The 24,667-nt window shown below is 43.0% G+C and carries 20 protein-coding genes and 2 pseudogenes; 12 read left to right on the forward strand and 10 right to left on the reverse strand.

All coding sequences use genetic code 11. The annotated features are described in order from the left end of the window. Positions 1–819 carry a hypothetical protein gene (locus F6J90_RS21795; protein ID WP_293098163.1) on the forward strand — a complete coding sequence of 273 codons (819 nt, stop codon included), beginning with the start codon at positions 1–3 and terminating at the stop codon, positions 817–819. A 23-nt stretch (positions 820–842) separates the two neighbouring features. Here F6J90_RS21795 and F6J90_RS21800 read toward each other — a convergent pair whose 3' ends face one another. Next, positions 843–1,199 carry a hypothetical protein gene (locus F6J90_RS21800; RefSeq protein ID WP_293098165.1) on the reverse strand — a complete coding sequence of 119 codons (357 nt, stop codon included), beginning with the start codon at positions 1,197–1,199 and terminating at the stop codon, positions 843–845. Positions 1,200–1,231: 32 nt separating this feature from the next. Further along, positions 1,232–1,627, reverse strand: coding sequence for a hypothetical protein (locus tag F6J90_RS21805; protein ID WP_293098166.1), 396 nt, complete (start codon positions 1,625–1,627; stop codon positions 1,232–1,234). Between the two features lie 506 nt (positions 1,628–2,133). On the opposite strand from F6J90_RS21805, the gene F6J90_RS21810 reads away from it, so the two are divergent. Beyond that, complete coding sequence (locus tag F6J90_RS21810) at positions 2,134–3,219, forward strand: LLM class flavin-dependent oxidoreductase (protein ID WP_293098167.1); 1,086 nt, start codon at positions 2,134–2,136, stop codon at positions 3,217–3,219. Positions 3,220–3,435: 216 nt separating this feature from the next. Here F6J90_RS21810 and F6J90_RS21815 read toward each other — a convergent pair whose 3' ends face one another. After that, a complete protein-coding gene (locus F6J90_RS21815; RefSeq protein WP_293098169.1) occupies positions 3,436–4,650 on the reverse strand; it encodes an acyl-CoA dehydrogenase family protein in 1,215 nt (404 codons plus the stop codon). A gap of 354 nt (positions 4,651–5,004) precedes the next feature. Here F6J90_RS21815 and F6J90_RS21820 point away from each other — a divergent pair, with 354 nt between their 5' ends. Next, on the forward strand, positions 5,005–5,130 hold the full coding sequence (locus F6J90_RS21820; protein WP_293098171.1) for a hypothetical protein: 126 nt from the start codon (positions 5,005–5,007) through the stop codon (positions 5,128–5,130). A gap of 51 nt (positions 5,131–5,181) precedes the next feature. Then, a complete protein-coding gene (locus F6J90_RS21825) occupies positions 5,182–7,638 on the forward strand; it encodes a multicopper oxidase domain-containing protein (RefSeq protein ID WP_293098173.1) in 2,457 nt (818 codons plus the stop codon). Positions 7,639–7,774: 136 nt separating this feature from the next. On the opposite strand, the gene F6J90_RS21830 is transcribed toward F6J90_RS21825, so the two are convergent. Continuing rightward, positions 7,775–7,903, reverse strand: a complete 129-nt coding sequence (locus F6J90_RS21830; protein ID WP_293098175.1) for a hypothetical protein — start codon at positions 7,901–7,903, stop codon at positions 7,775–7,777. A 173-nt stretch (positions 7,904–8,076) separates the two neighbouring features. Here F6J90_RS21830 and F6J90_RS21835 point away from each other — a divergent pair, with 173 nt between their 5' ends. The 5 genes and pseudogenes from F6J90_RS21835 to F6J90_RS21850 form a co-directional block, all read left to right on the forward strand. Then, positions 8,077–8,802 carry a hypothetical protein gene (locus tag F6J90_RS21835; RefSeq protein ID WP_293098177.1) on the forward strand — a complete coding sequence of 242 codons (726 nt, stop codon included), beginning with the start codon at positions 8,077–8,079 and terminating at the stop codon, positions 8,800–8,802. Positions 8,803–9,056: 254 nt separating this feature from the next. Continuing rightward, positions 9,057–10,230 (forward strand): annotated as a pseudogene (locus F6J90_RS21840) (transposase). A 526-nt stretch (positions 10,231–10,756) separates the two neighbouring features. Further along, entirely contained in the window at positions 10,757–11,494 is a 738-nt protein-coding gene (locus F6J90_RS43670; RefSeq protein ID WP_366513701.1) for a reverse transcriptase N-terminal domain-containing protein, read from the forward strand. A 43-nt stretch (positions 11,495–11,537) separates the two neighbouring features. After that, a complete protein-coding gene (locus F6J90_RS43675) occupies positions 11,538–12,281 on the forward strand; it encodes a reverse transcriptase domain-containing protein (protein ID WP_366513700.1) in 744 nt (247 codons plus the stop codon). An 87-nt stretch (positions 12,282–12,368) separates the two neighbouring features. Continuing rightward, a pseudogene (locus F6J90_RS21850) lies at positions 12,369–12,572 on the forward strand (hypothetical protein); the annotation flags it as partial. A gap of 329 nt (positions 12,573–12,901) precedes the next feature. On the opposite strand, the gene F6J90_RS21855 reads toward F6J90_RS21850, so the two are convergent. The 3 genes from F6J90_RS21855 to F6J90_RS21865 all read right to left on the reverse strand — a co-directional run bounded on the left by F6J90_RS21855 (position 12,902) and on the right by F6J90_RS21865 (position 14,504). Beyond that, a complete protein-coding gene (locus F6J90_RS21855) occupies positions 12,902–13,039 on the reverse strand; it encodes a hypothetical protein (RefSeq protein ID WP_293098179.1) in 138 nt (45 codons plus the stop codon). Between the two features lie 867 nt (positions 13,040–13,906). Beyond that, the gene (locus tag F6J90_RS21860; RefSeq protein WP_293098181.1) at positions 13,907–14,122 is read right to left on the reverse strand and encodes a hypothetical protein; all 216 of its coding nucleotides are present in this window, start codon (positions 14,120–14,122) and stop codon (positions 13,907–13,909) included. A gap of 124 nt (positions 14,123–14,246) precedes the next feature. Continuing rightward, positions 14,247–14,504 (reverse strand): hypothetical protein, encoded by a 258-nt coding sequence (locus F6J90_RS21865; RefSeq protein WP_293098183.1) that lies wholly within the window; start codon positions 14,502–14,504, stop codon positions 14,247–14,249. Here F6J90_RS21865 and F6J90_RS21870 point away from each other — a divergent pair. From F6J90_RS21870 to F6J90_RS21880, 3 genes are all read left to right on the forward strand, one after another. Further along, entirely contained in the window at positions 14,503–14,727 is a 225-nt protein-coding gene (locus tag F6J90_RS21870) for a hypothetical protein (RefSeq protein ID WP_293098185.1), read from the forward strand. The genes F6J90_RS21865 and F6J90_RS21870 overlap by 2 nt on opposite strands. A gap of 795 nt (positions 14,728–15,522) precedes the next feature. Further along, a complete protein-coding gene (locus F6J90_RS21875; protein ID WP_293098187.1) occupies positions 15,523–18,405 on the forward strand; it encodes an Ig-like domain-containing protein in 2,883 nt (960 codons plus the stop codon). A 377-nt stretch (positions 18,406–18,782) separates the two neighbouring features. After that, complete coding sequence (locus F6J90_RS21880; RefSeq protein ID WP_293098189.1) at positions 18,783–19,934, forward strand: hypothetical protein; 1,152 nt, start codon at positions 18,783–18,785, stop codon at positions 19,932–19,934. Positions 19,935–20,382: 448 nt separating this feature from the next. Here F6J90_RS21880 and F6J90_RS21885 read toward each other — a convergent pair whose 3' ends face one another. The 3 genes from F6J90_RS21885 to F6J90_RS21895 form a co-directional block, all read right to left on the reverse strand. Next, entirely contained in the window at positions 20,383–20,616 is a 234-nt protein-coding gene (locus F6J90_RS21885) for a DUF2283 domain-containing protein (RefSeq protein WP_293098191.1), read from the reverse strand. 322 nt (positions 20,617–20,938) lie between these two features. Next, on the reverse strand, positions 20,939–21,910 hold the full coding sequence (locus F6J90_RS21890; protein ID WP_293098193.1) for a threo-3-hydroxy-L-aspartate ammonia-lyase: 972 nt from the start codon (positions 21,908–21,910) through the stop codon (positions 20,939–20,941). A 364-nt stretch (positions 21,911–22,274) separates the two neighbouring features. Next, a complete protein-coding gene (locus F6J90_RS21895; RefSeq protein ID WP_293098195.1) occupies positions 22,275–24,650 on the reverse strand; it encodes a CHASE2 domain-containing protein in 2,376 nt (791 codons plus the stop codon). Between the last annotated feature and the right edge of the window lie 17 nt (positions 24,651–24,667).

The raw sequence follows: 24,667 nt of genomic DNA on the forward strand, positions 1-24,667 counted from the left end.
ATGCATAAAAAATCGATTGCTGTCGTTGCTTTGACTAAGGGCTATGAAGAAAAAGAAAACTATCAAGATTTGATTGCCAGAAATAAGTCAATCAACAAGTATATTAGTAATCAATTTGATAACATTTTATTTCATGAGGGCAACCTATCACTTGCTCACCAGAAATATATTCAAAGCTTTACCCCAGAAATGGAAATAAAGTTCATCAATATTAAAACTGAATATCCCAGAACAGCATTCAAGGATTGTAAAAATAAAATTAACAATGACTTATGTCCTCCAACTAGTAGGTCTGGTAAGTTTACACTAGGATATAAGCATATGTGTCATTTTTGGTTTATAGATTTTTTAGACTACACCAATGACTACCAATATCTGATCAGAATAGATGAAGATTGTTTTATTCATAAATTTGATAACGATATAGTCGAGCTGATGGATAAAAAAAATCAAGTATTTATCTCCCCCTACTTTAGAAAATTCGATGTACCGGATGTGACTCTTGGTATGACAAAACTCTTAAAAGAATTTGTAAGTGAGCATACTATTAAACTAAAAAACAAGCTGGAAGAGGATCACAAGAGTGTCAAGTGTCCTTACACTAATTGCATGCTCATCAATTGTGAATACTTTAGAAATAATGACATTTTTAGAAAATTTCAAACTAAAGTTGATGAGTCAAGCTGTATTTATAGCAATAGATGGGGGGATTTGCCCTTGTGGGGACTTGTTCTATGGTACTTTGAGGATAAATATCGCTACGAAGAGGTGAGGACTATAGGTTATCGCCATGGAAGCCATAGTATGACGATAAACTAATGACACTGAAAAAATTTGGCTATCTATTCAATAAAAAAGAATTCCCTAGAAAAGTAACCATTACCTTCACTCGGTAAAAAATAACTTGCGATGATCAGCAAACCCTTGTTTTCATTAACAGCTAGTAATGATTTAATCTGGTTGATTTCATAAGTTATATGAAATCCCTTAGCCACACCACCATCTGGACTAGCTGCTAAAGGAACAAATTCAACTTCCCCCCAATCTCCAGGAGCATGACTCGTCTGGGATCCAAAAGCACGGAATTTAGGAACATCATCCTGACTAGAGATTTCAAATGATGCTATTCCTTTTGTTTCCTTATAGGTGTTAACCCAACGTCCCAGAAACTTACTAATATCTACTTTTGTTTTAGTCATTGGTTGTGCCCTAATACTTAGATTTAATAAAATTATTTGTGAAAAAATTCCCGCGAAAAATCGTTAAAGCCGTTACTATCCTTGTAAATGTTATAAACTTGGAGTACTAAAACTCCTCTTTTACAGTTAGCAGCGATTGAAGTTTCCACAAAACCTCGATTATATTCGGTAATAAATCCCCCAACCACAGGAGACGATTGATCTGAAGTAAAGGCTTGTAATTTTGCTTTTCCCCAATCATCAAGCTCAGGGCTACCTGCACTAAAAATATGAATAGTCAGTTGCCCCTCGTCAAATTCGATAATTGCTTTGGTAATATTCTCAGTCTGGGAGTTAGTATTCTTCCAGGTTCCCAATAGTTCGCTAGCATCTAGATTGATTTCTTGTTCAACAAGAGCCGGGGTAGTTTCGCTTGATGAAGGATTCATTGTCTGTACTCTTTTAAGTCAAGAAATAACTTACCATGTATTAAGTAACTTTTCAATGTGGCGGGGTGACAATAGTAGCTATAAAGCAGACATAATCAAGGTCATAGCTTTCAGACCTCGCTGCTCAAATGGGAGTTTATTTTTTAATTTACTTATTAATTTATGAAAAAAGTTCTAAAACTTGGAGTAAAAATTAGGCCAGTTGTAACCAGATCTAGCAATTCTCATACTTATCAGGTACTTTCGTCCTGGGTTTTAGGGAGCTTCCGAGCAGCCGAACAGGGAACAGGGAAAAAATCCTGTGTACCTCATTAGACTAAAAACCGCTATAAATAATAGACAATCAATCATATAATTGTAAAGTTTACTCATTGTTGTAGATTCCAGGGCTAACTACGGAACAGTTACTCCCCTACCTCCTAAAGGAACTGCAACTGAAGTCGCCGAGACATTTGTCCTCCAGTAGCTAAAGCTGAATAGTTTCCAAACTAGGGATTTTTTTTAAGATGAACTCATTGAGATTTCACTGGCGATTAGCCGCACAAGCAAATAGGTTAGGCGTTGTATCAAAAGATGCTAAACTCCAGGCAAGTAATTCACCTGAGCAACAAGTGAATTTACCCGATATCGAGAATAATCTTTTCTTCTGCCGCCGTGCCGAAGAAATTGGTATTGATTCCCTGTTGACTGCCTTCGGCTATTACAGACCAGATCCAATTCTACTTTCCACTGCTTTAGCAATGGCAACAGAAAGGATAAAATTTATGGTTGCCTATCGACCCGGAGCAATTTCACCTACCTTGTTTGTGCAACAAATTAATACCCTTTCTGCCTTAAGCAATGGCAGAGTGAGTTTAAATGTAATTATGGGTCATTCCCAAAAAGAGCAAGGCTACTATGGCGATTTTCTCGAACACGATCAACGTTATCAGCGAGCCGAAGAATTTTTAGAGATTTGTCAAGGGTTTTGGCAACAAAATGGCGGGTTTACTTTTAAAGGCACCTACTACCATATTGAAGAAGGGCAAGTCGGTACGCCTTTTGTGGCACCAGAGAGGAATTCCCCAGAAATCTACATCGGTGGCGGTTCGCCTGCGGCACAGGAACTCGCTGTAAAGCAAGGTAATTGTTGGTTACTTCTTTTCGATACCCCAGATAAACTGCGACCACGTGTTAAAAGCATAATTGACCAAGGAATAGAGGTTGGTCTACGTGGTTCTATAATTGCTAGACCTACTCGTCAAGAAGCCATCGAAGCTGCTTACTCTTTGATTAGTACTGGCAATAAACAATGGATTGATCAAGTATTTGTTAAGACCTCTGATTTCCAATCAATAAAATTTGCTTATCAAGAAGAAGCTGATGGTAATTGGCTTACCCCTTGGTTATGGAAGGGTGCTGTACCTGCCCATGGACCGTCTTCTATGGCCCTTGTCGGAAGCCCGATTGATATTGCTGAAGCAATCATGGAATATAAAAAGATGGGCTGCTCTCAATTCATTTTCTCTGGTTGGCCTGAACTGGAAACAATGACCTACTTTGGTAAGGAAATTTTACCTGTGGTTAGGGAGATGGAAAAAAGATCGGTGTGAAGTATCTCAAGGTAAGTATATGCGCTACGCGCACGCTACGCGAACAGCCGTCAGCCGTGAGCTAAAAGCTCACGCTACGCGAACAGCCGTCAGCTTATTTTATTCAAAAGCTAAGAGCTGAGAGCTGAGAGCTGAGAGCTGAGAGCTGAGAGCTGAGAGCTGAGAGCTGAGAGCTGAGAGCTGAGAGCTGATAGCTGATAGCTGATAGCTGAATGCTTACTTCTGTGAAGAATTAAAAAATGCCCGATCGCTTTCTTGTCCCAGTACTTCCTGACCAATTGAGGCCAAAACGCGATCGCAATTATCATGGAGGGTATAGAAGGATAAATCGCGATAAATCCGTTCCAAAGGACTCGGTTGAATCATAGCACGAGCGCCACACATCCGAGTACAGTGTTCCAAGGTCTCCAGTGCCAATTTTTCTGACAAATAACGAAAGCGGTTACCAGCTTCTTTGGCCTGCTGGTGTTGACCTGCTTCCCACAACCTAGCCACTTTTCGCAGCCACAAGTCCATGGTTTCAATGTTCATCATTGATTTGGCAATCCGATGCTGCACATAAGCATCCTGTTCTCTGCCTTGCTTTTTGATATGAGCCAGGGCATAACCATAAGCGCCTTCTGCTGCTCCCAAAAATGCTGCTCCATACTGAGGAGTAAAGCGAGTTTGCCACTCTTCCAGCAAGTATTGCCCTGGATAGCCAATCAGATTTTCTTTAGGAATAAACGTGTGATCGAATTGTACGCGATAACTTACAGTTCCCCGCATCCCAATCGGTTTCCACCAGGTTGAATCAAAGCTTACACTTGGGTCTGATAAATCACAGGCTAACATCAAAACCGAATTCGCTGGTCCATCGTTATGACGAACAGCTCCTGTTCCGGCAGTACTCACAAACAAGATCGCCCATTGTAGCCCATCCGCTCCTGTGGCAAAGACCTTGCAACCATCAACAATATAGCCCCCCTCTACAACCTTAACTGTTGTACCAATACCACTGGTTTGCCCAGGCACTTTGGAGAGAGGTTCGCCACTCCAACCCGCCCATTTTTCCCCTCGTTGCACAATCCCTTCAAACCAACGTTGCTTTTGAGCTTCATTAGCATTGGCAGTCAATAATACTTGTATATTCGTATGTCCTTCCCAGCAACGGGTGAACGCTAAATCTACCTTTGCTAATTCTCGTGTCATCATCCAGAGGGTGAGGATATCACTGCTGTGACCTAACCCTAAACCACCATACTTAATCGGTACAGCCGGAGCATGAAGACCTGCATCAAACAGAGTCTCAAAGTTTTTTGCCGGGAAGGTCGCTGTCTGGTCGTATTGAGCCGCCCGAGGGGCAAACTCTTCCTGAGTGAGCTGGCTTAAATGATCCAGGAGAGCTTGTGGATCATAGACTTGCCGATCATAGAGAACAGGAGTTTGCACAGTTTATTGAGTAGATGTTTTTATTCCTCACTAATTCTAGCGGCTCGCAAACAGTAATGCATCGGCTCCCAAACAAGTTTGTTTTTGCAGGGTAATTCCAGCTATTTTGTATAAATTTTACTTGACAAAATAAACGTTAAATGTATCAGTAATGTGACTACAGCAGTTTTGAATTGGGTGAGGTACAAATTCTTGGGTTTTAGGGAGCTTCTGAGCAGGGAGCCTGATAGCTATGAAAAACGCTGTAGACACCCCCTTTTGAATCGTAAGCATTCAGCTATCAGCTATCAGCTAAGTGATGGTAATTGTTAGCTAGATTAAAGGTAATTAAAAGTCAACAAAGAAATTGATAGAGTGTATCTCATATTTGTGAAAAAAATGGGTAGTGTCGGTCCCGATTCCCGATTCCCGACGACCGACGACCGACGACCGACGACCGCTAATATAAAGTTTTGTAAAAAAAACTTGCCTCGAATTTGACAGCAAGTCATACTCACTATAGTGAACTATTCTTTGAGTAATGAATTATTTATGAACCACTTATTCCTGTTTCTACGCAGGGTACTGATTGTGTTCTTAGTGGGCACGTTTATTTCTGTAAGTACCTTTACAGGGCAAGCTGTCGCTGATGGTGATACTCCTATACCTTTTGTGGATGAATGTCAACTTGTGACTTTAGAGTACCCCTTTGATCAGGGGGCAGATTTTAGCAATCCGACATTTATCGACGCGGATGAAAATTCAATTCTTTTAGATGCAACTTTGGAGAGTTTCGAGTTGCAGGTAGATGACGAGACTGCAGAATCATACGATGGCTACATCTACGAGGCTACGGCTACTGAATTGCAGGAGCCCTATGATGTCGAGACCTTTGATCCAGCCTATAACCCACCAGTTATAACTGTATCTGTACCTGAGCCATGTTTTCTTGAGTCTGATGTTGGAGACCGAATAGTTTGTTTACAAGAGAAGAGTAGTATTGATGGTACTCCGTACTCCTTGATTGACCTAACCCTCAGAAATAACTTACCAGTAAGGGTTCAATTGCCGGGGCAGATACCACAAACAAAAGAAAATTTAGAGAACCAATCTCAATACACCAACATTCATTATCATGGCTTCAACATGTCACCTTTACTGGGTGGTGATGATGTTTTGGTGGAAGTTCATTCTAATGTGACACCTCCCGTTGGATTTACCCCTACAACTACAGAATATCCTGCAAGTTCTTTTCTTCCTGGTGGTTATTATCCGGGTGATCCTCCTGGAGAGTCTAATAAATATGGTTCGATAGCTGACTACCACATGGGAGTCAAGATACCAAAAGTCCATCAATCTGGACTATTTTGGTATCACTCCCACGCCCACTCCCTTAGCGATACTCAGGTTCTGGCTGGTCTGTCTGGTGGAATGATTATCAAGGGGAGTAATTATTATTACACCATTCTCGATCCCACCGACGGAATTCAACCCAATCCGCTCCAAATCATAGGCAATGAGCCAGAGCGGTTTTCCGTGCGTCAAAAGGTGATGCTGTTCAAGCAATTTACTGATGTTGTGGGCGAAGGGGGAAAAAGGTGTTTCCCTCTCAATGATAAAGTCAACCCACAAATAACAATTAAGCCTGGAGAGGTTCAGTTCTGGCGCATTGCCAATATAGGTGCGGATCACTACCTGAATATTGCTCTAGAATCTTTCACAGAGGATGGACAAGGGAATTTAATACCTAGTTTTGTTGAGCCCAATGGTCATCCAAATTTTTATATCTTGGCCCGTGATGCTGATTTTGTTAAACAACCAGTAGCAACTAACTCAGTTCTATTGCCACCTGCTACTCGAGTAGAAGTTCTGGTAGTAGGAGGTGACCCAGATAGTACATATCATCTTGTTTCCGATCTTAAAACCGATTTAGCCGGTGATGAGAAAGACCATTGGGCGAGCGGGGCTCCTGGTAACGACAGAAGCTACGTGTTAGCAACTGTTAATGTAGAAGATACAGATACAGTATGCTACCAGACGGCAGCTGGGGGTGATCTTCGTCTAGGAGCTATATGCCCGGGAATTCAAACTTTAAATAATTACATCTTAAACCAGGAGGCAGTTGAATCAGACAAGCTACTGCCAACTCCTGACACCTTAGCTAGTTTGAGTGAATGTGGCCCTGGTTCTGCTAGGATAGCAGATTTACTAAAAACATACAGAAAACGTGTAGGTAAAAAAGGTCAAGATGATGAAAAAACTCAACAATTGAAAAACTTGGCAAAGAAGTATCATATGAGCTTCAAATCCCTGTTGGACTTACTGGATAGCTCACTGTGCATAACTCCAGGGGATGCGTATTCCGATCCACTTACTCAGAAACGTTACTTCTATTTCACAAGCGGCGACGGTAAGTTTTTTCTAACAGCATTCAATGATGAGCAAAGTGCTCCTCCCAGCTTCCAAGGTCAAGTATATAATGGAAACCGGATCGATAAAATTTCTGCGGTGGGGGATATAGAAGAATGGCATTTGGTCAATGCCACTACTGCTGCCCACGTTTTCCACATACACCAGCTTGATTTCCTAGTTACTGAGGTTATTCTCCCTGAGGATCCATGCTCAGGATTGCTGCCAGGAACTGACATCTGCACCTACAATAACTACCGAATAGTTCCAGAAGATTATGATCTGCAATTTTGTCAATCCGGTGCAGAGCTTCCTGATGGCACCAGTGATGGATACCGCTGTCAGCTAGAAACCCAGGGGTATCGGGATGTAATTAACTTACCCGGAAACAGCATCACTACAATCCGTATTCCCTTCGTAAATCCATTCATTACTGGGATATTTGTTTATCACTGCCATATCCTAAACCACGAAGATCGGGGCATGATGCATAATCTGAAAGTGGCCAATCCAAAATCCTATAAACTAGAGGATATGCTGACACTCAAGGAAGCAACCCGTATTCTAATAGATCTAATCAGGCCACGACCCCTACCCTAGGTAAAATAAGGGCAAAAATTTAATATCTGGAGAGGTGATTTTTAACCTCTAAATCTTCAGAGATTACACCATTCTAGGGACTTTGGATCCAAAGTCCCTAGGTTTTTTTTCCGATGTCTGTTACTATAGAGCAGTTTTAAATTCGGTGAGGTATAAATTTTTGGGTTTTAGGGAACAGGGAGCTTCGCAGCAGGCAACAGGCAACAGGCAACAGGCAAGAGTGAGATGCACCCGATTTCAATTCAAGGGGCTGATCACTTTTCATAAGCAGTTAAATTATCGTATAAATTATCGTAATCGTATAATATCATGTCAGGATAATTACCCTTAATAAAAATCTCCCTATCTCCCTATCTCCCTATCTCCCTATCTCCCTATCTCCCCACACCTCCCACCCTCTCCTTAATTATGGGTATTCAACCCGACTTGATCTAAATTATGAAACCAGTCACAAAAATAGCTATTTTTACAGTACATAAAGCCGCTTCAATGTTATTGCACAGAATCACTTTAGAAGCTTGTGCTTTGACTCAAATGAAATACTATTCTGCCAATAATAAAGAGTTAACTGATAGTTTATTATATTTTCAAGACTTTAAAGTAAATTGTTGCCAGTCAGCTCTTGCTGACTTTAATTCTATAGATACAGGGTGTATTGGCCCTATACGTCGTCCCCTAGAGATAGACTTAGATAGCTGTTTTGTAAACCTACACCTACGAGACCCCAGAGATGGTCTGAATTCAATGTTCTTTTCTTGGACAAAAACTCACGGAGGCATAAACCAATCGATTCGAGACGAGTGGCTTTCTTGGGGAATAGACAAGTTTGTGATTTCATTCAGTGATGATTACTTTGAGAGATATGAAAAATATCTCAATCACTTCATTGGTCATCCTAGTGTTAACCTACTCAAGTATGAAGATATGGTATATAACTTTGATAGTTGGTTAACCTCCTTTCTTCAACCTTTTCAACTTTATTCAGAAGATATAAGCGGCTTGTCTAAGCAACTATCTGATCAAGTAGATCCCAAAAATGCCAAGCCCAATAGTCACATACGTAAAATCACTCCTGGAGATTTCAGAAATAATCTTAAACCTGAAACTATAGATACTCTAAATCAAAATTTTGGCCATATCCTCTCGGCATTAGACTATTTGTAAGCATTCAGCCGTCAGCTATCAGCTATCAGCTATCAGCTATCAGCTTTTGAATAAAATAAGCTGACGGCTGACGGCTGACCGCTGAGAGCTGAATGCTTACCAAAAATCCCCGATACCCGAAAGCCCCGTCACAAAGCGAGCGGGGATGAAGGGTCGCAGCGGTCTTTAGCCGCCGTGAAAAAGATTTGATTTTGATTTAAAAGATTATGCTGAGTATGTTAGAGTAATGATATAACAGAAGAGGTCGAGTTCTGGTGATCATAATAGAGTTTAAGGCATACGGTAAACCCCTTCAATATCAAGCAATAGACGAAGCGATTCGGACGGTTAAGTTTATCCGTAATAGCTGTATTCGTTTATGGATGGATAATAAAGGAACAGGCAAATACGACCTTAGCAAGTACTCAAAAATACTGGCTAAAGAATTCTCTTTTGCTAATGAACTAAACTCTACTGCTCGACAAGCTGCGGCTGAAAGGGCATGGTCATCAATTTCTCGTTTCTTTGAGAACTGCAAGAAAAAAGTACCTGGGAAGAAAGGCTATCCCCGTTTCCAGAAGCACTGTAGATTCGGCAAAGCCGACGCTGCGCGAACGGTTGAGTATAAACAATCAGGATGGAAGCTTTCTCCTGATAAAAAGTCAATCACCTTCAGTGATAAGAAGGGAATCGGAAAGCTGAAGCTCAAAGGTACTTGGGACTTGTGGCGCTTCGACAAGAAGCAAATTAAGCGAGTCCGTATTGTCAAGAGGGCGGATGGTTACTACGTTCAATTTTGCGTCTCTGTCGATGTAAAAGAACAATTAGACCCCGCCGATGCCACTATAGGATTAGATGTAGGACTAAAAGATTTCTACACCGATTCTAGAGGAAGTACAGAACCAAATCCTCGTTTTTATAGGTCTGGGGAAAAACGATTAAAGTTTTATCAACGCCGGGTTTCCCGGAAAAAGAAAGGCTCATCTAACCGTAGGAAAGCCGTTAACAGATTAGGTAGACAGCACCTTAAAATAAGTAGGCAGCGTGTTGGCGTAGCCTGCGCGTAGCGCATAGAACATGCAAAGAGACTTGCACGTTGCGTAATCCAGTCTAACGACTTGGTCGCCTACGTTCGCGCAGCGTGCCGTAAGGCAAGACTTAAGAGTGAAGAACCTGGTCAAAAATCACTGTCTCGCCAAATCTATTAACGATGCAGGTTGGTATCAATTCAGGAAATGGCTGGAGCACTTTGGAAAAAAATTTGGAAGAGTCACGGTTGCAGTGAATCCTGCTTATACAAGCCAAAATTGCTCCGAGTGCGGTGAGGTTGTTAAAAAGTCTCTATCAACTAGGACTCACGTCTGTAAGTGTGGTTGCAAGTTAGACCGAGACCACAATGCTGCAATCAATATCCTAGTGCGGCTCGTTCCTAGTAGGAGCTTCTCGTAGTAGAGAAGGGTATGACTAGGGGGATTCGCGGGGCAAAACCCAAAATCCTAACTATCTGTCGGATGGTGGTGAAAACCCACCCCATGCGGAGACATGTGACTCCTTATCTGGCCACACCGAGCGGGCGGCAACTCCGCAGAGTGACGCTGGCAACAGGGCGCAATCAGTTGACCACAAGCAGGTAGCAACACTGGCGCTAACAGGGAGGCGACATGGGTAAAAGTAGTCCTATAAAAGTGTCTAATTGATAAGCCACAACCTGAACAACCATGTGCGACTTCATCCTCTATTCTCACAACGTTTTAGGATGACAGTTGTAATCTCCGAGAAGAGGATAGGCAAATTGGACTACCCTAAATCGTCAAAACAATCTGATAGATGGAACGAGTAAAAACGACAGCAAAACCATGGGTCTGAAGGCCGGTCGAACCTTCGGTAAGTTATGCCAAACTTAATCCCCACTGTCGGGTAAGATGTGCTCAAAACTGGGCACGGGTTCTCAGAATATATTCAACAAGAGTAGAGTATGGTTAGACGCATGGTAGAACATAGCGAACTATGGAAAAGCCAAAAGTGGAAAAAACTCCGCCAAAACTTATTCCGCCTACAAAGAAGAATATACAAAGCGGTTCAAGCTGGCGACTGGAGGAAAGCTCGGTCTCTACAAAAACTGATAATGAAGTCCCGTTCAGCTCAACTTTTGGCAGTCCGCCAAGTGACTCAATTAAATCAGGGAAAACGCACTGCCGGTATTGACGGAAAAGAAAGCCTGAATTACCGAGAGCGAATTGAATTGGTAGAACAATTGAACCACCATGGCCTCACCTGGGTTCATAGCGGACTTAGAGAAGTACCAATCCCTAAAAAGAATGGGAAAATCCGAATTCTAAAAATACCAACCATCGCCGATAGAGCCTGGCAATGTCTAGTTAAATATGCCTTAGAACCTGCGCACGAAACGAACTTTCACGCTCGGAGTTACGGGTTTAGGACTGGACGAAATGCGCATGATGCACAAAAATATGTGTTTGAACATTTAAACTCAAAAAAGAAAGGCATCACAAAAAGGGTTATCGAACTAGACATCAAGAAGTGCTTTGACCACATCTCTCACAAGTCCATCATGGATAGGTTGTTAGCCCCAGCGCAAATAAAGACAGGGGTCTTTAAATGCTTAAAAGCTGGCATCTGCCCGGAATTCCCTGAACAAGGAACTCCCCAAGGAGGAGTAGTCAGCCCACAAAAGCGCCAATATCGCACTTGACGGAATAGAGAAGATACACCCATCAGTCCGATATGCGGATGACATGATTATCTTCTTAAAACCAAAAGATAAAGCAGAAAAAGTCCTCCAAAAGGTGGAAAGATTCTTAGAAGAACGGGGTCTCGAAATCAGTCAAGAAAAGACCAAGATAACCAAGGCGACAGACGGATTTGACTTCCTTGGCTGGGAAATGCGAGTCAAGAAAAACGGAAAATTCCATTGTAAGCCCTCAGTGGACAATCATAGGAAAATACGCGAGAAGATTAAAACCGTAGTCAACAGCTCGAATTATGGATCAAAAGTCAAGGCCAAAAAGTTGGCTCCCATTGTAAGAGGATGGCGAAAATATCACAAATGGTGTGATATGAGTGATTCTCGGGATAGCCTATGGTTCATGAGAGAAGCAGCAAACAGAAAATTCCGAAAGGAAAAGAAAGTGAGCCGATACCAATCAAATGAACTATGCAATAAGGCATTCCCAAAAGTGAAGACAAAACTTTTCGGACACACGATGGTCAAAGGTACCAAGTCCCCTTATGACGGAGACTTAGTATATTGGAGTCAACGGAATAATGGACTCTACGACAATCATACATCCAAGGCACTGACTGAGCAAAACCATTCCTGTGGATACTGTGGAATGAAATTCATTGATGAAGAAAGAGTTGAACTCCACCACATTGATGGAAATCATGACAACTGGAAAAAAGACAACCTAATGGCCGTCCACCGAAGTTGTCACCAACAGATTCACTGGAGCAAGTCTATTGACAAGCCGAAAGGTTGAGAGAACTTAGGAGCCGTGTGAGGCGAAAGTTTCACGCACGGCTTTGGAGCGGAGGTGCCCTGGGTAATACCAGGCATCGACCGTAATAAAAGAGCCTTGGGTACGGTGGGGCACACCGGAACCTGGATCATTGATCCGAACGCTTCAGGAGATCTGGCCTCTACTGTTCTTGATTCCGGTCAGGTTCAGCAAGTTGGGTCGTTGAGTGAAGAATCCCCGCGTCTAATGACCGGGGAGTGTCAAGTGATCAATATTGTCGTCACAAGCATGTTGTTGGAATTGGCTTCTTAGTAGAACAGGCATCTTGCCTGTGATCAATTAGTAGAACAGGCATCTTGCCTGTGATCAATTAGTAGAACAGGCATCTTGCCTGTGATCAAGATTTTCCTCACAGGGATGTTGGTGGCATGGGCATGTTGGTAGAACAGGCATCTTGCCTGTGATCAATTAGTAGAACAGGCATCTTGCCTGTGAACAAGATTTTCCTCACAGGGATGTTGCTGGAATTGGGTTCTTAGTAGAACAGGCATCTTGCCTGTGAACAAGATTTTCCTCACAGCCCTGTTGTTGGAATGGGCATGTTGGTAGAACAGGCATCTTGCCTGTGAACAAGATTTTCCTCACAGCCATGTTGCTGGAATTGGCATGTTGGTAGAACAGGCATCTTGCCTGTGAACAAGATTTTCCTCACAGCCATGTTGTTGGAATTGGCATGTTGGTAGAACAGGCATCTTGCCTGTGAACAAGATTTTCCTCACAGGGATGTTGCTGGAATTGGGTTCTTAGTAGAACAGGCATCTTGCCTGTGAACAAGATTTTCCTCACAGCCCTGTTGTTGGAATGAGGATGTTGGTAGAACAGGCATCTTGCCTGTGATCAAGATTTTCCTCACAGGGATGTTGGTGGAATGGGCATCTTGGTAGAACAGGCATCTTGCCTGTGAACAAGATTTTCCTCACAGCCATGTTGTTGGAATCAGGATGTTGGTAGAACAGGCATCTTGCCCGTTACAATTTTCAGACGAGCTGTCCCAACCATGGCTACCGCGAAAATGAGGGTGAGCCCTGAGGTGGTGCGTTAGGGGCGGGCTGTCCCAAACCTGGCGCTCGGTGTTGAACATGATGGCAAGCCCGCCCCTAACGCACCCTACGCAACTATTTCTGTAACAGGCTTTATGCCTGTTCCACACAACTACTGCCATTGTTGACACTCCCCGCCCGCTTATGAGCGGGGATTCTTAGTTCTTCGACATGCCTTAAAGCTAGTTATCCGCCAAAGGCAATACTTAAGCCGAGTATCCGTTTAAAAACAAAATACCTAGCCTAACTTAACTAACCCCAGTGGGCTTATCTCCCTAAGCGTTGAGCTTCCTCAGTTTCCGTGTGCCCCACGGTACTTTTTAGTTTTTAAGGAAAGCTTTACTGGTTTTCGGTATCTGGAACGGATCCATACGTTTTTAATGAGGTTTTTCGCGCCTCACGTGCTAACATCGCAAAACGCTCGTGGGGTTTATGACAGTACCGACTCTTCCTGTCTGTGTTAGGCCACTCTTTGATTATAACTAATCAGATAAAAGCCGTCGAACGAAGGACGGGGCTTGAAACCCAATTTTTTGGTCACAGGCTTTATGCCTGTTCCACACAACTACTCCCTGATTGACCAAAGGTCACGCTACGCGAACAAAAAAAAATTAGAAACTTCGCACCAGGCATCAAGGCTTTCAGAGCCTGCACATAGCCCAACGCATCAGCAGGGTTGTCGAACCGAGCAAAAACCACTGGTGGCATCGGTGGCAATAGCCGAACCATCACCCATGGGTATAGGCGTTGACTATCGGACATAATATTAAGTTATCTCCTGTAAGGGGAACCCAGAGCCAGCCTTCCAGCCTGCGAAAACTCTTAGGCTGGCTCTTCCCGTGGATTTTATTCTCCACCATTTCATTGTATCACAAAAAAAAATATATTATAGCATAGTTTGAAAATTTTTGTAACAAATTTTTTTTGAGGGAGTCGGGAGTAGGGAGTCGGGAGTCGGGAGTCGGGAATCGGGAGTCGGGAGTCGGGAGTCGGGAATCGGGAATCGGGAGTGTGGTAGGTGTGGGGGGGAGATGGGAAAGATTTTGATCAGGTTTGTAATACTGATTGTGTGTTGGGGTTTAGCTGCAGGATTAGCGATCGCATAACTTTTGCCTCTAGCATGCATGCCTCTTGCCTCTAGCATGCATGCCTTTTGCCTGTTCCCAGATCCGCTGTTCCCTACTCCCGATTCCCGATTCCCGATTCCCGATTCCCGATTGCCTACTCCCTGTTCCCTACTCCCTACTCCCTACTCCCTACTCCCTGTTCCCTACTCCCCACTCCCTACTCCCTACTCCCTATTCCCTTATTTAGCAGAAATAGAAAATTACTACTATAAAGACTTGATGAATTTACCCGAATACTAGTGACATTAACCAAAACTCATGACATCAATGAGTAAGGTATTTTTTGGAGAGCAAGGGAAGAGCAAGTATGGCAAAGCTCTTTCCTTTTCCTAGGGGATATTACGGGAGAAATTATTTCTAGCGATCGCTTCATTGTAATTAATATTTTTTTCAAAAATAAACAATGCTAAGCCAATAACTTCTTAATAATATTTCTGATGCAAAACAATTTTTTTTTTAGATAATAGCATCAGTTAACTTTTACTATAGCATCTGACATTTTGCCATAAATCTGGAAAATAAATCCGGATATCTGGAGGTAAGTAGGTATTTATTTATTGGTAGATCATTAGATAAGCATTCAGCGTTGTGCTATCCACTATATGCTATCAGCTATTAATGATAAGTTCAACAGCAATTTTGCTATGACCTGGTAAGCTATCAGCTATCAGCTATCAGCTATCAGCTATCAGCTATCAGCTATCAGCTAAAGACCTATGCCCACCCTAATTGAGGTGCTTTTGAATAAAATAAGCTGTTCGCGTAGAGTGAGCGTTTGGCTGACGGCTGACGGCTGACGGCACCTCAAGTAGCGTGGGCGTAGCGCATATGCTTAATGGACTTACTCTCTTGATTTAAAACGCTATCAGCTATCAGCTGAACGCTGAGAACTGATGGCACCTCAAGTAGCGTGGCCAAAGGCCTTTAGCTAATAGCTGTTGGCTTAGCCTGCGCGTAGCTCATATGCTTAGGATTATTGTCAATGTTAAGTGCCAACCACCTTAGCAACTGAGGAGTTTTGTAAGACGAAATATTATGCCGAGATTTGAATTTGAAGACCAATTTACTCTAACTAATTTTGTAGTTGCTAATAATGTTGATGCTTCAGGTAATCAAGTCATCAATGTACCTGACCCTAGCACCAATACACTTGTGGGGACTGGAACTGGCACTGCTACTACAACGTTTGATCTGCCCAGTGGCCTTTACCAGGTTGTCCTGCGGGTTGCTGATGAGACAGACGGGGATAGCACATTCGATGTCGCCATTGGTGATCAGACTTTTCCATTCTCTCTCGATAATCCCAATGATGGTGCTGGTGTTACCGCTGATCAGGTGGCTTTCAAAGAGCTGACCATTAGCGATCGCTTATTCATTGCCGAAGGTACTCAAATAACCCTGGATTTCCAAGGTGACAGGGAGGAATTTGGTCGATTTGATTATATTGACTTCAACCCGATTAATGAAGCTCCTGTTGCAGTAGATGACACTGCCACTACTGGTCAAAATACGCCAGTCGATATTGATGTCCTAGCTAATGACACTGATGCTGATGGCGATCAGCTAACTCTGAATATTAACAACCAGGGAGCTAATGGGACGGCAGTAGTCAATCAAGATGGTACCATTACCTATACTCCTAATGATGGTTTCACTGGGACTGATACCTTTACCTACGAGGTAAGTGATGATAACAATCCTCCAGTCAGTGCCACTGTTGAGGTTGATGTCACTGCTGTTAATCAACCTCCAGTAGCGGCAGACGATACTGCTACCACTGTTGAAAACACTGCAGTTGATATCAATGTTCTAGCTAATGATTCTGATCCTGAAGGTGATGCCTTGACTGTGGTCATTGACCAGCAGGGCGGTAATGGCACAGCAGTAGTCAATGACGTTGATGGCACCATTACCTATACACCAAATGCGGACTTCACTGGCACTGATACCTTCACTTATCAGCTCAGTGATGGCACCAATCCTGCGGTCACAGCTACCGTTAACGTTGAGGTAACTAATGCTAATCAACCTCCAGTAGCGGCAAACGATACTGCTACCACTGCTGAAAACACTGCAGTTACCATTGATGTCCTAGGTAATGACACTGATGCTGATGGCGATGGGCTGACTGTAACCATTGAACAGCAGCAATTTAATGGCACAGCAGTAGTCAATGACGTTGATGGCACCATTACCTATACGCCAAATGCCGACTTCACTGGCACTGATACCTTCACCTACCAGGTCAGTGATGGCACCAATCCTGCGGTCACAGCTACCGTTAACGTTGATGTCACTGCTGTTAATGAATCTCCAGTAGCGGCAGACGATACAGCTACCACTGCTGAAAATACCGCAGTTAATATCAATGTCCTAGCTAATGACTCTGATCCTGATAGTGATCCCCTGACTGTAACCATTGACCAGCAGGGCGCTAATGGCACAGCAGTAGTCAATCAAGATAGCACCATTAGCTATACGCCAAATGCCGACTTCACTGGCACTGATACCTTCACCTACCAGGTCAGTGATGGCACCAATCCTGCGGTCACAGCTACAGTTAACGTTGCGGTGACTAATGTTAATCAACCTCCAGTAGTGACAGGCGGTAACAATACTGCTACCACTGAGCCAAACACCCCAGTTAATATTGATGTCCTAGCTAATTACTCTGATCCTGATGGAGATCCGCTAACCTTTACCATTGTCACGGAGCCAAGCAACGGTACGGCAGCAGTCAATGATAATGGCACTCCGGATAATGCGGCAGATGACTTTATTATCTATACGCCAAATGCGGACTTCACTGGCACTGATAGCTTGACTTTTGAGGTAAGCGATGGCAGTGGCGGTACTAGCACAGCCACTGTTAACATCACCATTGAAGAGAGTACTCCTGTCGGTCCGGTATCCTCGACTCTGACTCAGAATGCCAATAATACCTTCACTATTACCGGCGACACCCCTGGACAATCCCAACTCCAATTCACTCTTACAGGTCGCGAGGCTGGTGAGGTCAGTGAAATTGGAGTATTTGCTGTTGATGATGCCCTAGGTACAATTGATGGCATTGCCCCTGGTCAGAGTGGTTATGTAGAAGCTGCTCTGTTACGAGCTGATACGATTTTCTCTGTTCTCCCTGACGGTTTAGGTACTGCTCAAGCCACCCGCATCATCGACAGTTTTGACGTCAACGATAACCTGGTATTCTACGTAATCCAAGGTGGCTCTGTCCATGGGGTGCTAACGGGACAGGATCCTACCTCCAACGTATTCTTCAGTGGTGCTTCATTTAATAGCGATGGTCAGAACCATGTACAGGTCACTGACAATGGCAATGGTTCGTTAACCTTGGGCTTTGAAGATGGCAAAGACTTCGACTACAATGATGCCACTGTAGTTGTCTCAGACGGTTCAGGTTCGACTCCGCCACTGGGAACAGGCCCTAACCAGATTCAGGGGATAATAGAACTGATCGATTTGACCGATGTGACTGGTACAGTTACTGGTAGTCTTGTGGTCAACAGTGAAGCTGAATTCAATAATACCATTGGCTGGTATGTGGTTGATGATTTCACTGGCACAGTTAACGGTATCAATGTTGGTGATGCTGGTTATGCACAAGCTGCACTATCCAATCAGGTAGACTTAAGTGCTGGAGTATCCGGTGGGGTACTACTGGCTCCATTCCTAATTTCCGATGGTACAGCAGCGGAGTTTCTAGCTAATAATCCTTCTAATGCAGATCAAGAGGATTCCGACCTGAATGCCTACTTTGCTTACGTGGGGGCTAACCCAGATGGAGTTGACCACGTTCGCTTGCTAGGGGATAACACCTTTGGTTTCGAAGATCTGTTTGGTGGTGGTGACCAAGACTACAACGATGTGGTAGTACAGGTTAACTTAAGTGTTGCCTAAGTGTTGCCTAAGTGTTGTCTAAGTGTTCTCTTAGTGTTCTCTAACCGTAAGCATTCAGCCGTCAGCTATCAGCTATCAGCTATCAACTATCAACTAGCAGCTATCAGCGATCAGCTAATGGGCACGCTACGGTAACAGCTTTTGAATAAGCGATGCAGCCCCTCCCCACTCGCGCTTTGCATCAAGACAAGAGGTAAGCATTCGTTTAATCTGAGTTAAGTCTGCTGACGGCTGACCGCTGACCGCTGAATGCTTACCTCAACCAAATATACCCTACAAGCCTCAGTATCAGCTGAGGTTTTTTTTTGTTTCATCCAATATTTTCACTGGTAAAATTAAAAAGCAAATAGCACTATAGCAATTGCAATCCTATCTATATGAACTCCTATCGTCGATTTAACCTAACCTTGGCAGCAGTTACCTTTCCCAGTTTATTCGGGTTTGGCTTATTGAACGCTGCTGTTGACCCTTACGGAGTCATAAATAGCCCAGAGTTACCCGGTCTAAATCAGTTAAAACCTGAACAATTTAACCATGTTAGACTATTCAAGGCTATAGATGTTATTCGTAATGAACCCAAAATCGTTTTGTTAGGTTCATCACGAACTGACCTGGGACTTAACCCAAACCACCCAGGACTGGAACCAGGACACTCCGGATACAATTTGGCACTAGTTGGTCCAAATATGTATGAAGTTAAACGTTATTTTGACCATGCTCTAACTAATCAACCGGATTTAAAAACCGTTGTGATTGGTATTGACTTTTTCATGTTCAATCACTTGAAAACTAATGCTCCAGATTTTAAGGAAAGTCTTATTAATCAAGAAACTATTCCCCTGCAAGAGGTGATTAATTCCACCCTATCCCTAAACGCGCTGAATGCTACCAAATCAACCCTAAGTTCTAGTATCAAGTCAAAGGCTTACTTTCTCTATGATGCCAATGGTATGCGTTTTATTTATAACAATAAGCCCAAGAAACCTTTACCAGCAGGGTTTCAGGACATGCTCAAGGGCTTAATGACCACTGAGGGCTATTATAAAGAGTATCGACTTTCCGATAGTTTTTTGAATGATCTCCAAGACATTGTTGATACCTGTAAGGAAAAAGGCATAGAGCTAAAAGTATTTATATCACCATCCCATGCTACTCAATGGGAAAGTCTTCGGGTTACCAGACTTTGGCCAGTGTTTGAAGAATGGAAACGTCAATTAGTCGAGATTACACCAGTGTGGGATTTTTCTGGTTATAACAGCATTACCACAGAAGCGATTAGCGAACAGATGAACAACTATTGGGATAGCTCTCATTATCGCGAAGAAGTAGGTGATCTAATCCTGAATCGCCTATTCAGTTATCAAGTTCAGACTGTTCCAGAGGATTTTGGTGTTATAATTACACCAGAAAATGTCGAATCCCACCTCGGTAAAATTAGGAATGAGCGGGAGTCATGGGCAGAGACTAATCCTGATCTAGTAAAGTTAGTGGAAGATTTAAACCCAAAATCTGAGATAGCAAGTAAGTAAGCTTCCTACACTTAGTGTGGTTTGGTAAGCTATCAGCTATCAGCTATCAGTATTCAGCTATCAGTATTCAGCAAGTAGGGTGGGCAAAAACATTTTGGTTAAAATGAGTCTTCTAGATAAGATAACTTTGCCCACCCTACTTTAATTGGTATTTTTTTTACACGCAAGTAGGGTGGGCAAAAACATTTTGGTTAAAATGAGTCTTCTAGATAAGATAACTTTGCCCACCCTACTTTAATTGGGATTTTTTTTACACGCAAGTAGGGTGGGCAAAAACATTTTGGTTAAAATGAGTCTTCTAGATAAGATAACTTTGCCCACCCTACTTTAATTGGTATTTTTTTTACACTTGTAGGGTGGGCAAAAACATTTTGGTTAAAATGAGTCTTCTAGATAAGATAACTTTGCCCACCCTACTTTAATTGGTATTTTTTTTACACGCAAGTCCCTAAGCTGAATGCTTAGCCGAAAGATTCAAGAGCTTCCCCTGGGCTGATTCTACAATGGCGTCTCGGATGAAGGCACTTGCTTGGATAATCTCTATTCCAATTAATTCTCCTGCTTCATTCAGTTCGGCGGTAATGTTAGGACTAATCTCGACACTACCTGCTTCTGGTTCATCAGACAGGGTAAGGTGAAGGATATCTTCTTGTTCAAAGTATGTCATCTTGGCATTATTCATTAAAGGTATAGCCGTTTTCAATTAGGTGAGGTACATTTGGGTTTTAGGGAACAGGGAACAGGGAATAGGGAATAGGGAACAAGTAAGACGTAAAAAAATTTGTGTACCTCATTAGGATGGAAATTGTTATAAATCTCCCAGTTTTTAATTTGATTGCGGAAAGTTACAAAACAGGGATAATACCATGTTCAGATAATCACTTATAAAAAAACATAGCTGACTTTTCGTAGGTAATCTCCCTCCTCATCCCCTGTTCCCTGTTCCCTGTTCCCTGTTCCCTATTACCTACTTTTATAAGTTTTCAACCAACATGATATAATAGCTATTGGCTAGTCAATTTAGCAATTTGCTTTAAATCCACATTGCCACCACTGATAATGACACCAATCCGAGCATTGGGCATTTTAATAATCCCTTCAAGTAGGGCAGCAGCAGCTAAGGCACCAGTGGGCTCAACTACAATTTTTAGCCGTTCCCAGAGGAAAAACATGGTACGGATAATCGCAGCTTCCGATACAGTTACCATGTCATCAACGTAATTAAGGACTAGGGGAAAGGTAAGTTTGCCGAGGCTGGGAGTTCTGGCTCCGTCAGCAATGGTGTTGGGATTGTCAACAGTTTGGAGGATTTTGCTATGGAAAGAACGGGTGGCATCATCGGCCTGTGCTGGTTCTACACCAATCACACGGCAATTAGGATATAGGGTTTTGGTTGCGATCGCACATCCTGAGAGTAAGCCACCACCACCACAACACACCAGTAACAGATCCAGTGGACCGACTTGTTCTAGGAGTTCTTTGGCCGTAGTACCCTGTCCAGCAATAATGTGGGGGTGATCGTAGGGAGGAATGATGGTGAGTTTGCGATCGCGTGATAACTCTTCCGCTAATGCTTCCCTTCTCAATTCAGCGCGATCATATAAAATTACTTCAGCACCATAGCCACGGGTAGCGGCTTGCTTGACAGCTGGGGCATCTTTGGGCATCACTACAGTGGTGGGGATACCGAGGAGGGTCCCAGATAATGCGATCGCTTGTCCATGATTACCAGAAGAAAAGGTGAGAACCCCTCGCTGTTTTTGTGCTTCAGATAGTTGTGACAGAGCGTTATAAGCCCCTCGAAACTTAAAGGCACCAATACGTTGGAAGTTTTCGCATTTAAAGAAGACTTGAGCGTTGGTGAGCTGGTTGACAGTTCTGGAGGTATGGACTGGGGTTTGATGGGCATTGCCCGATAGGCGTTTAGCGGCGGCTTCTATATCAGTGTAGGTGACAGGTAATGCTTGCAGTTCCATAGCAGTAGGGAGTCGGGAGTCGGGGAGTCGGGAGTCGGGAGTCGGGAGTCGGGAGTCGGGAGTCGGGGTAAAAAACTTGAATGTACCTGATTAATATCAGAAACAGGCTTACTAACGACTGACTAAGGTTTCAAGGGTAATGGTTTTTTATAACTAATTATCCGGACATGATATAAATTCTTAATTCTTAATTCTTAATTCTTAATTCTTAATTCTTAATTCTTAATTCTTAATTCTTAATTCTTAATTCTTAATTCTTAATTCTTAATTCTTAATTCTCAATTCTCAATTCTTAATTCTTAATTCTTAATTCATTCTTAATTCTCAATTCTCAATTCTCAATTCTTAATTCTCAATTCTGAGATTACTTGACCGATTTTAGAGGATGTGGTGAGGGTTGATCATAGAGAACAATAAAACCACCAATAACCACCACAGCCAATGCTGAGGGGACTAATGGTACCCAATACCCTTGTTTCAAAAGACCTAAGCAGGACCCGTAGAGAATCGATAGAGCCAACAGCAAAACACCCAAACGTAGGTCGGATTTACAGCGCCAACACACCAGACCAGCCGTTAGGCACCAACCCCAAATCCACACTACTTCACGCCATGCAGGCCAATCCCGTATCAGGGGTCGCTGATCTAAAACAGCACTTATAATCTGACTTACCATGTGGGCATGGAGAACTACTCCTGGTGTTTGATCATCTATTGTATTACCTTTACTATAAGGTGTAAAAAAATAATCCTCACGGCTGGGAGCAGTAACACCAATCAGAACAATTCTTCCCTTGAAGGAATCACGATCGATCTTACCGTTTAGAACTTGAGAGAGAGTGACTTGGCCCACAAAATCTTCTGGAGATTTGTGAAAACGGTAATTCAGCATGATTTGGTGTCCCCAGGCATCCAGTTTATGATAACCGCCAGTATGATTGGTTAAGGGTGTAAAGACTACATCACCTAGCTGTAAGTATCCTTGATCTGTGTATGTGGGAGAGATTTCCTTGGCCAGTAGATACCGCATTGCCAATTGGGTACTCAGAGCATAGGAAGCACTACAATCTGATGTGGGATCAGGGTTAAAGGCCAACAGATGGCGACGGATAACCCCGTCTGGGTCACCTACAACATCACTAAAGCCCAAGTTTTGTTTCGGAACTTCTGGGGGCGGTGAAATTCCTGGGTCATCTTCGTTACTGGCTTTGCACACCGTAACCAAATTCTCGCTTTGCTCTAGGAGCGTTCCCAAATCTTGGTAGTCTGGGGCTACAGGAAAATCACGATGAATATCTAGGCCAATTACTTTGGCTTGAGAGGAATTAAGTATTTCTAACAGTTGTTTGAGTGATCGGTCTGATAAGGAGGTACCTGGTCTTAAATCCGACTGCTGATCTTTAATATCTTCTTCAGTAACCTCTACCACTATAAGACGGGAATCGGGAAACTCCGCTGGTCTTCTATTGATCAGGTGGTCGAAGGCTTTCAACTCCAAACCTTGGAGTAAACCGAGCTGCTGTATAACTATCAAGAAGCATGTAATTACCAAACTGGTCACTAATACCTTGATGAAGCTCAGCTTAGGGAGTCGAGGTGGAGGTATAGGTATAGGTAGAGGTGGAGGTGCTACAGGGTTGTCCATCATCAACCCTTTCCAAGTCGGTGGCGGGGCGGCGGGATTCTGACAAATTATCGGTAACCAAGTTGCACAAGGAAACTCATCTTCTATCCCTTGTAATCGTTCCCTAGCTTCCCGCACTGCTAAATAGAAGGACTGCCCCCTAGCAAAAGCGGTTAAAAAATATTTCAAAAATTCCTGTGAAACCCGGTCGGGTACCGGTTCTCGCATGACAATAATTTGGGGAATCTGTAAATTAGCCAGATTCGAGGCTAAACCCAAGCCATCACAAGAATTAAAAATAGCGATTTTTAAGCCTTTTTCAATTGATCTTTTTAAGCCAAACTTTAACTGATTAATGGTTAAACTATCGGTTTTATTAATATAAATGTGACCCGTGTTCCGATCGTTTTTACTGGAACTATGACCAGCAAAAAAGAGGATATCCCAGCATTGCTCCCAAAGGGCTTGCTGGACTTGCTGGCGCTTGGGTTCTATGAGAAACTTGATCTGAGCATCAGGTAATTGCTCTAGCAACTTCTGATCCGCTTCGGTATCAATACCAATACTATTTCCAATAATTGCTAAAATTCTCACCTTCTGGTGAGCCTTGGGATTTCCCTTGACTGGTTCATACTTTAAGGCACTTAAAGCAATTTCTGCCTTGGAATAGCGTTCCCAAACATCCCACAGATGCCAGGGCAGTCGCCGTAAAGAACTGTTCTCGGTTTGAATAATTAGACGAATTTCATCGGAGGGTAATAGTTGTTCGAGTAATTTCTCCTTAATCGGTCGAAATGGCTCTGAGTATAGCCAAGCATTTAAGCGATCGCCTAAGACTTGGGCAGCATTGTAGCACCGTTCCAGTTTAGATACATTCGTCACTTGTACCACTGATGCTTCTAGACGGGAAGGTAACCCCAAACTGTGATAACTCGTTGTCCAACTTTGGCACGATTGCAGAATTTCAGGAGCAGGAGGTAGCCTGCCAGTGATTTCCAAGGAGGGGCTTTTGCCCTCTTCCCAAATCTGTAAAGTGACTGGAAACCCTTGGTCAAAGGAACCATCTCCTATCTTTAAGACAACTAATTTACCAATGCTGCGTGTTTTATTGGTCATTGGTCATGGATCACTTG

It is taken from the genome of Moorena sp. SIOASIH, assembly GCF_010671925.1.
Lineage (GTDB): Bacteria > Cyanobacteriota > Cyanobacteriia > Cyanobacteriales > Coleofasciculaceae > Moorena.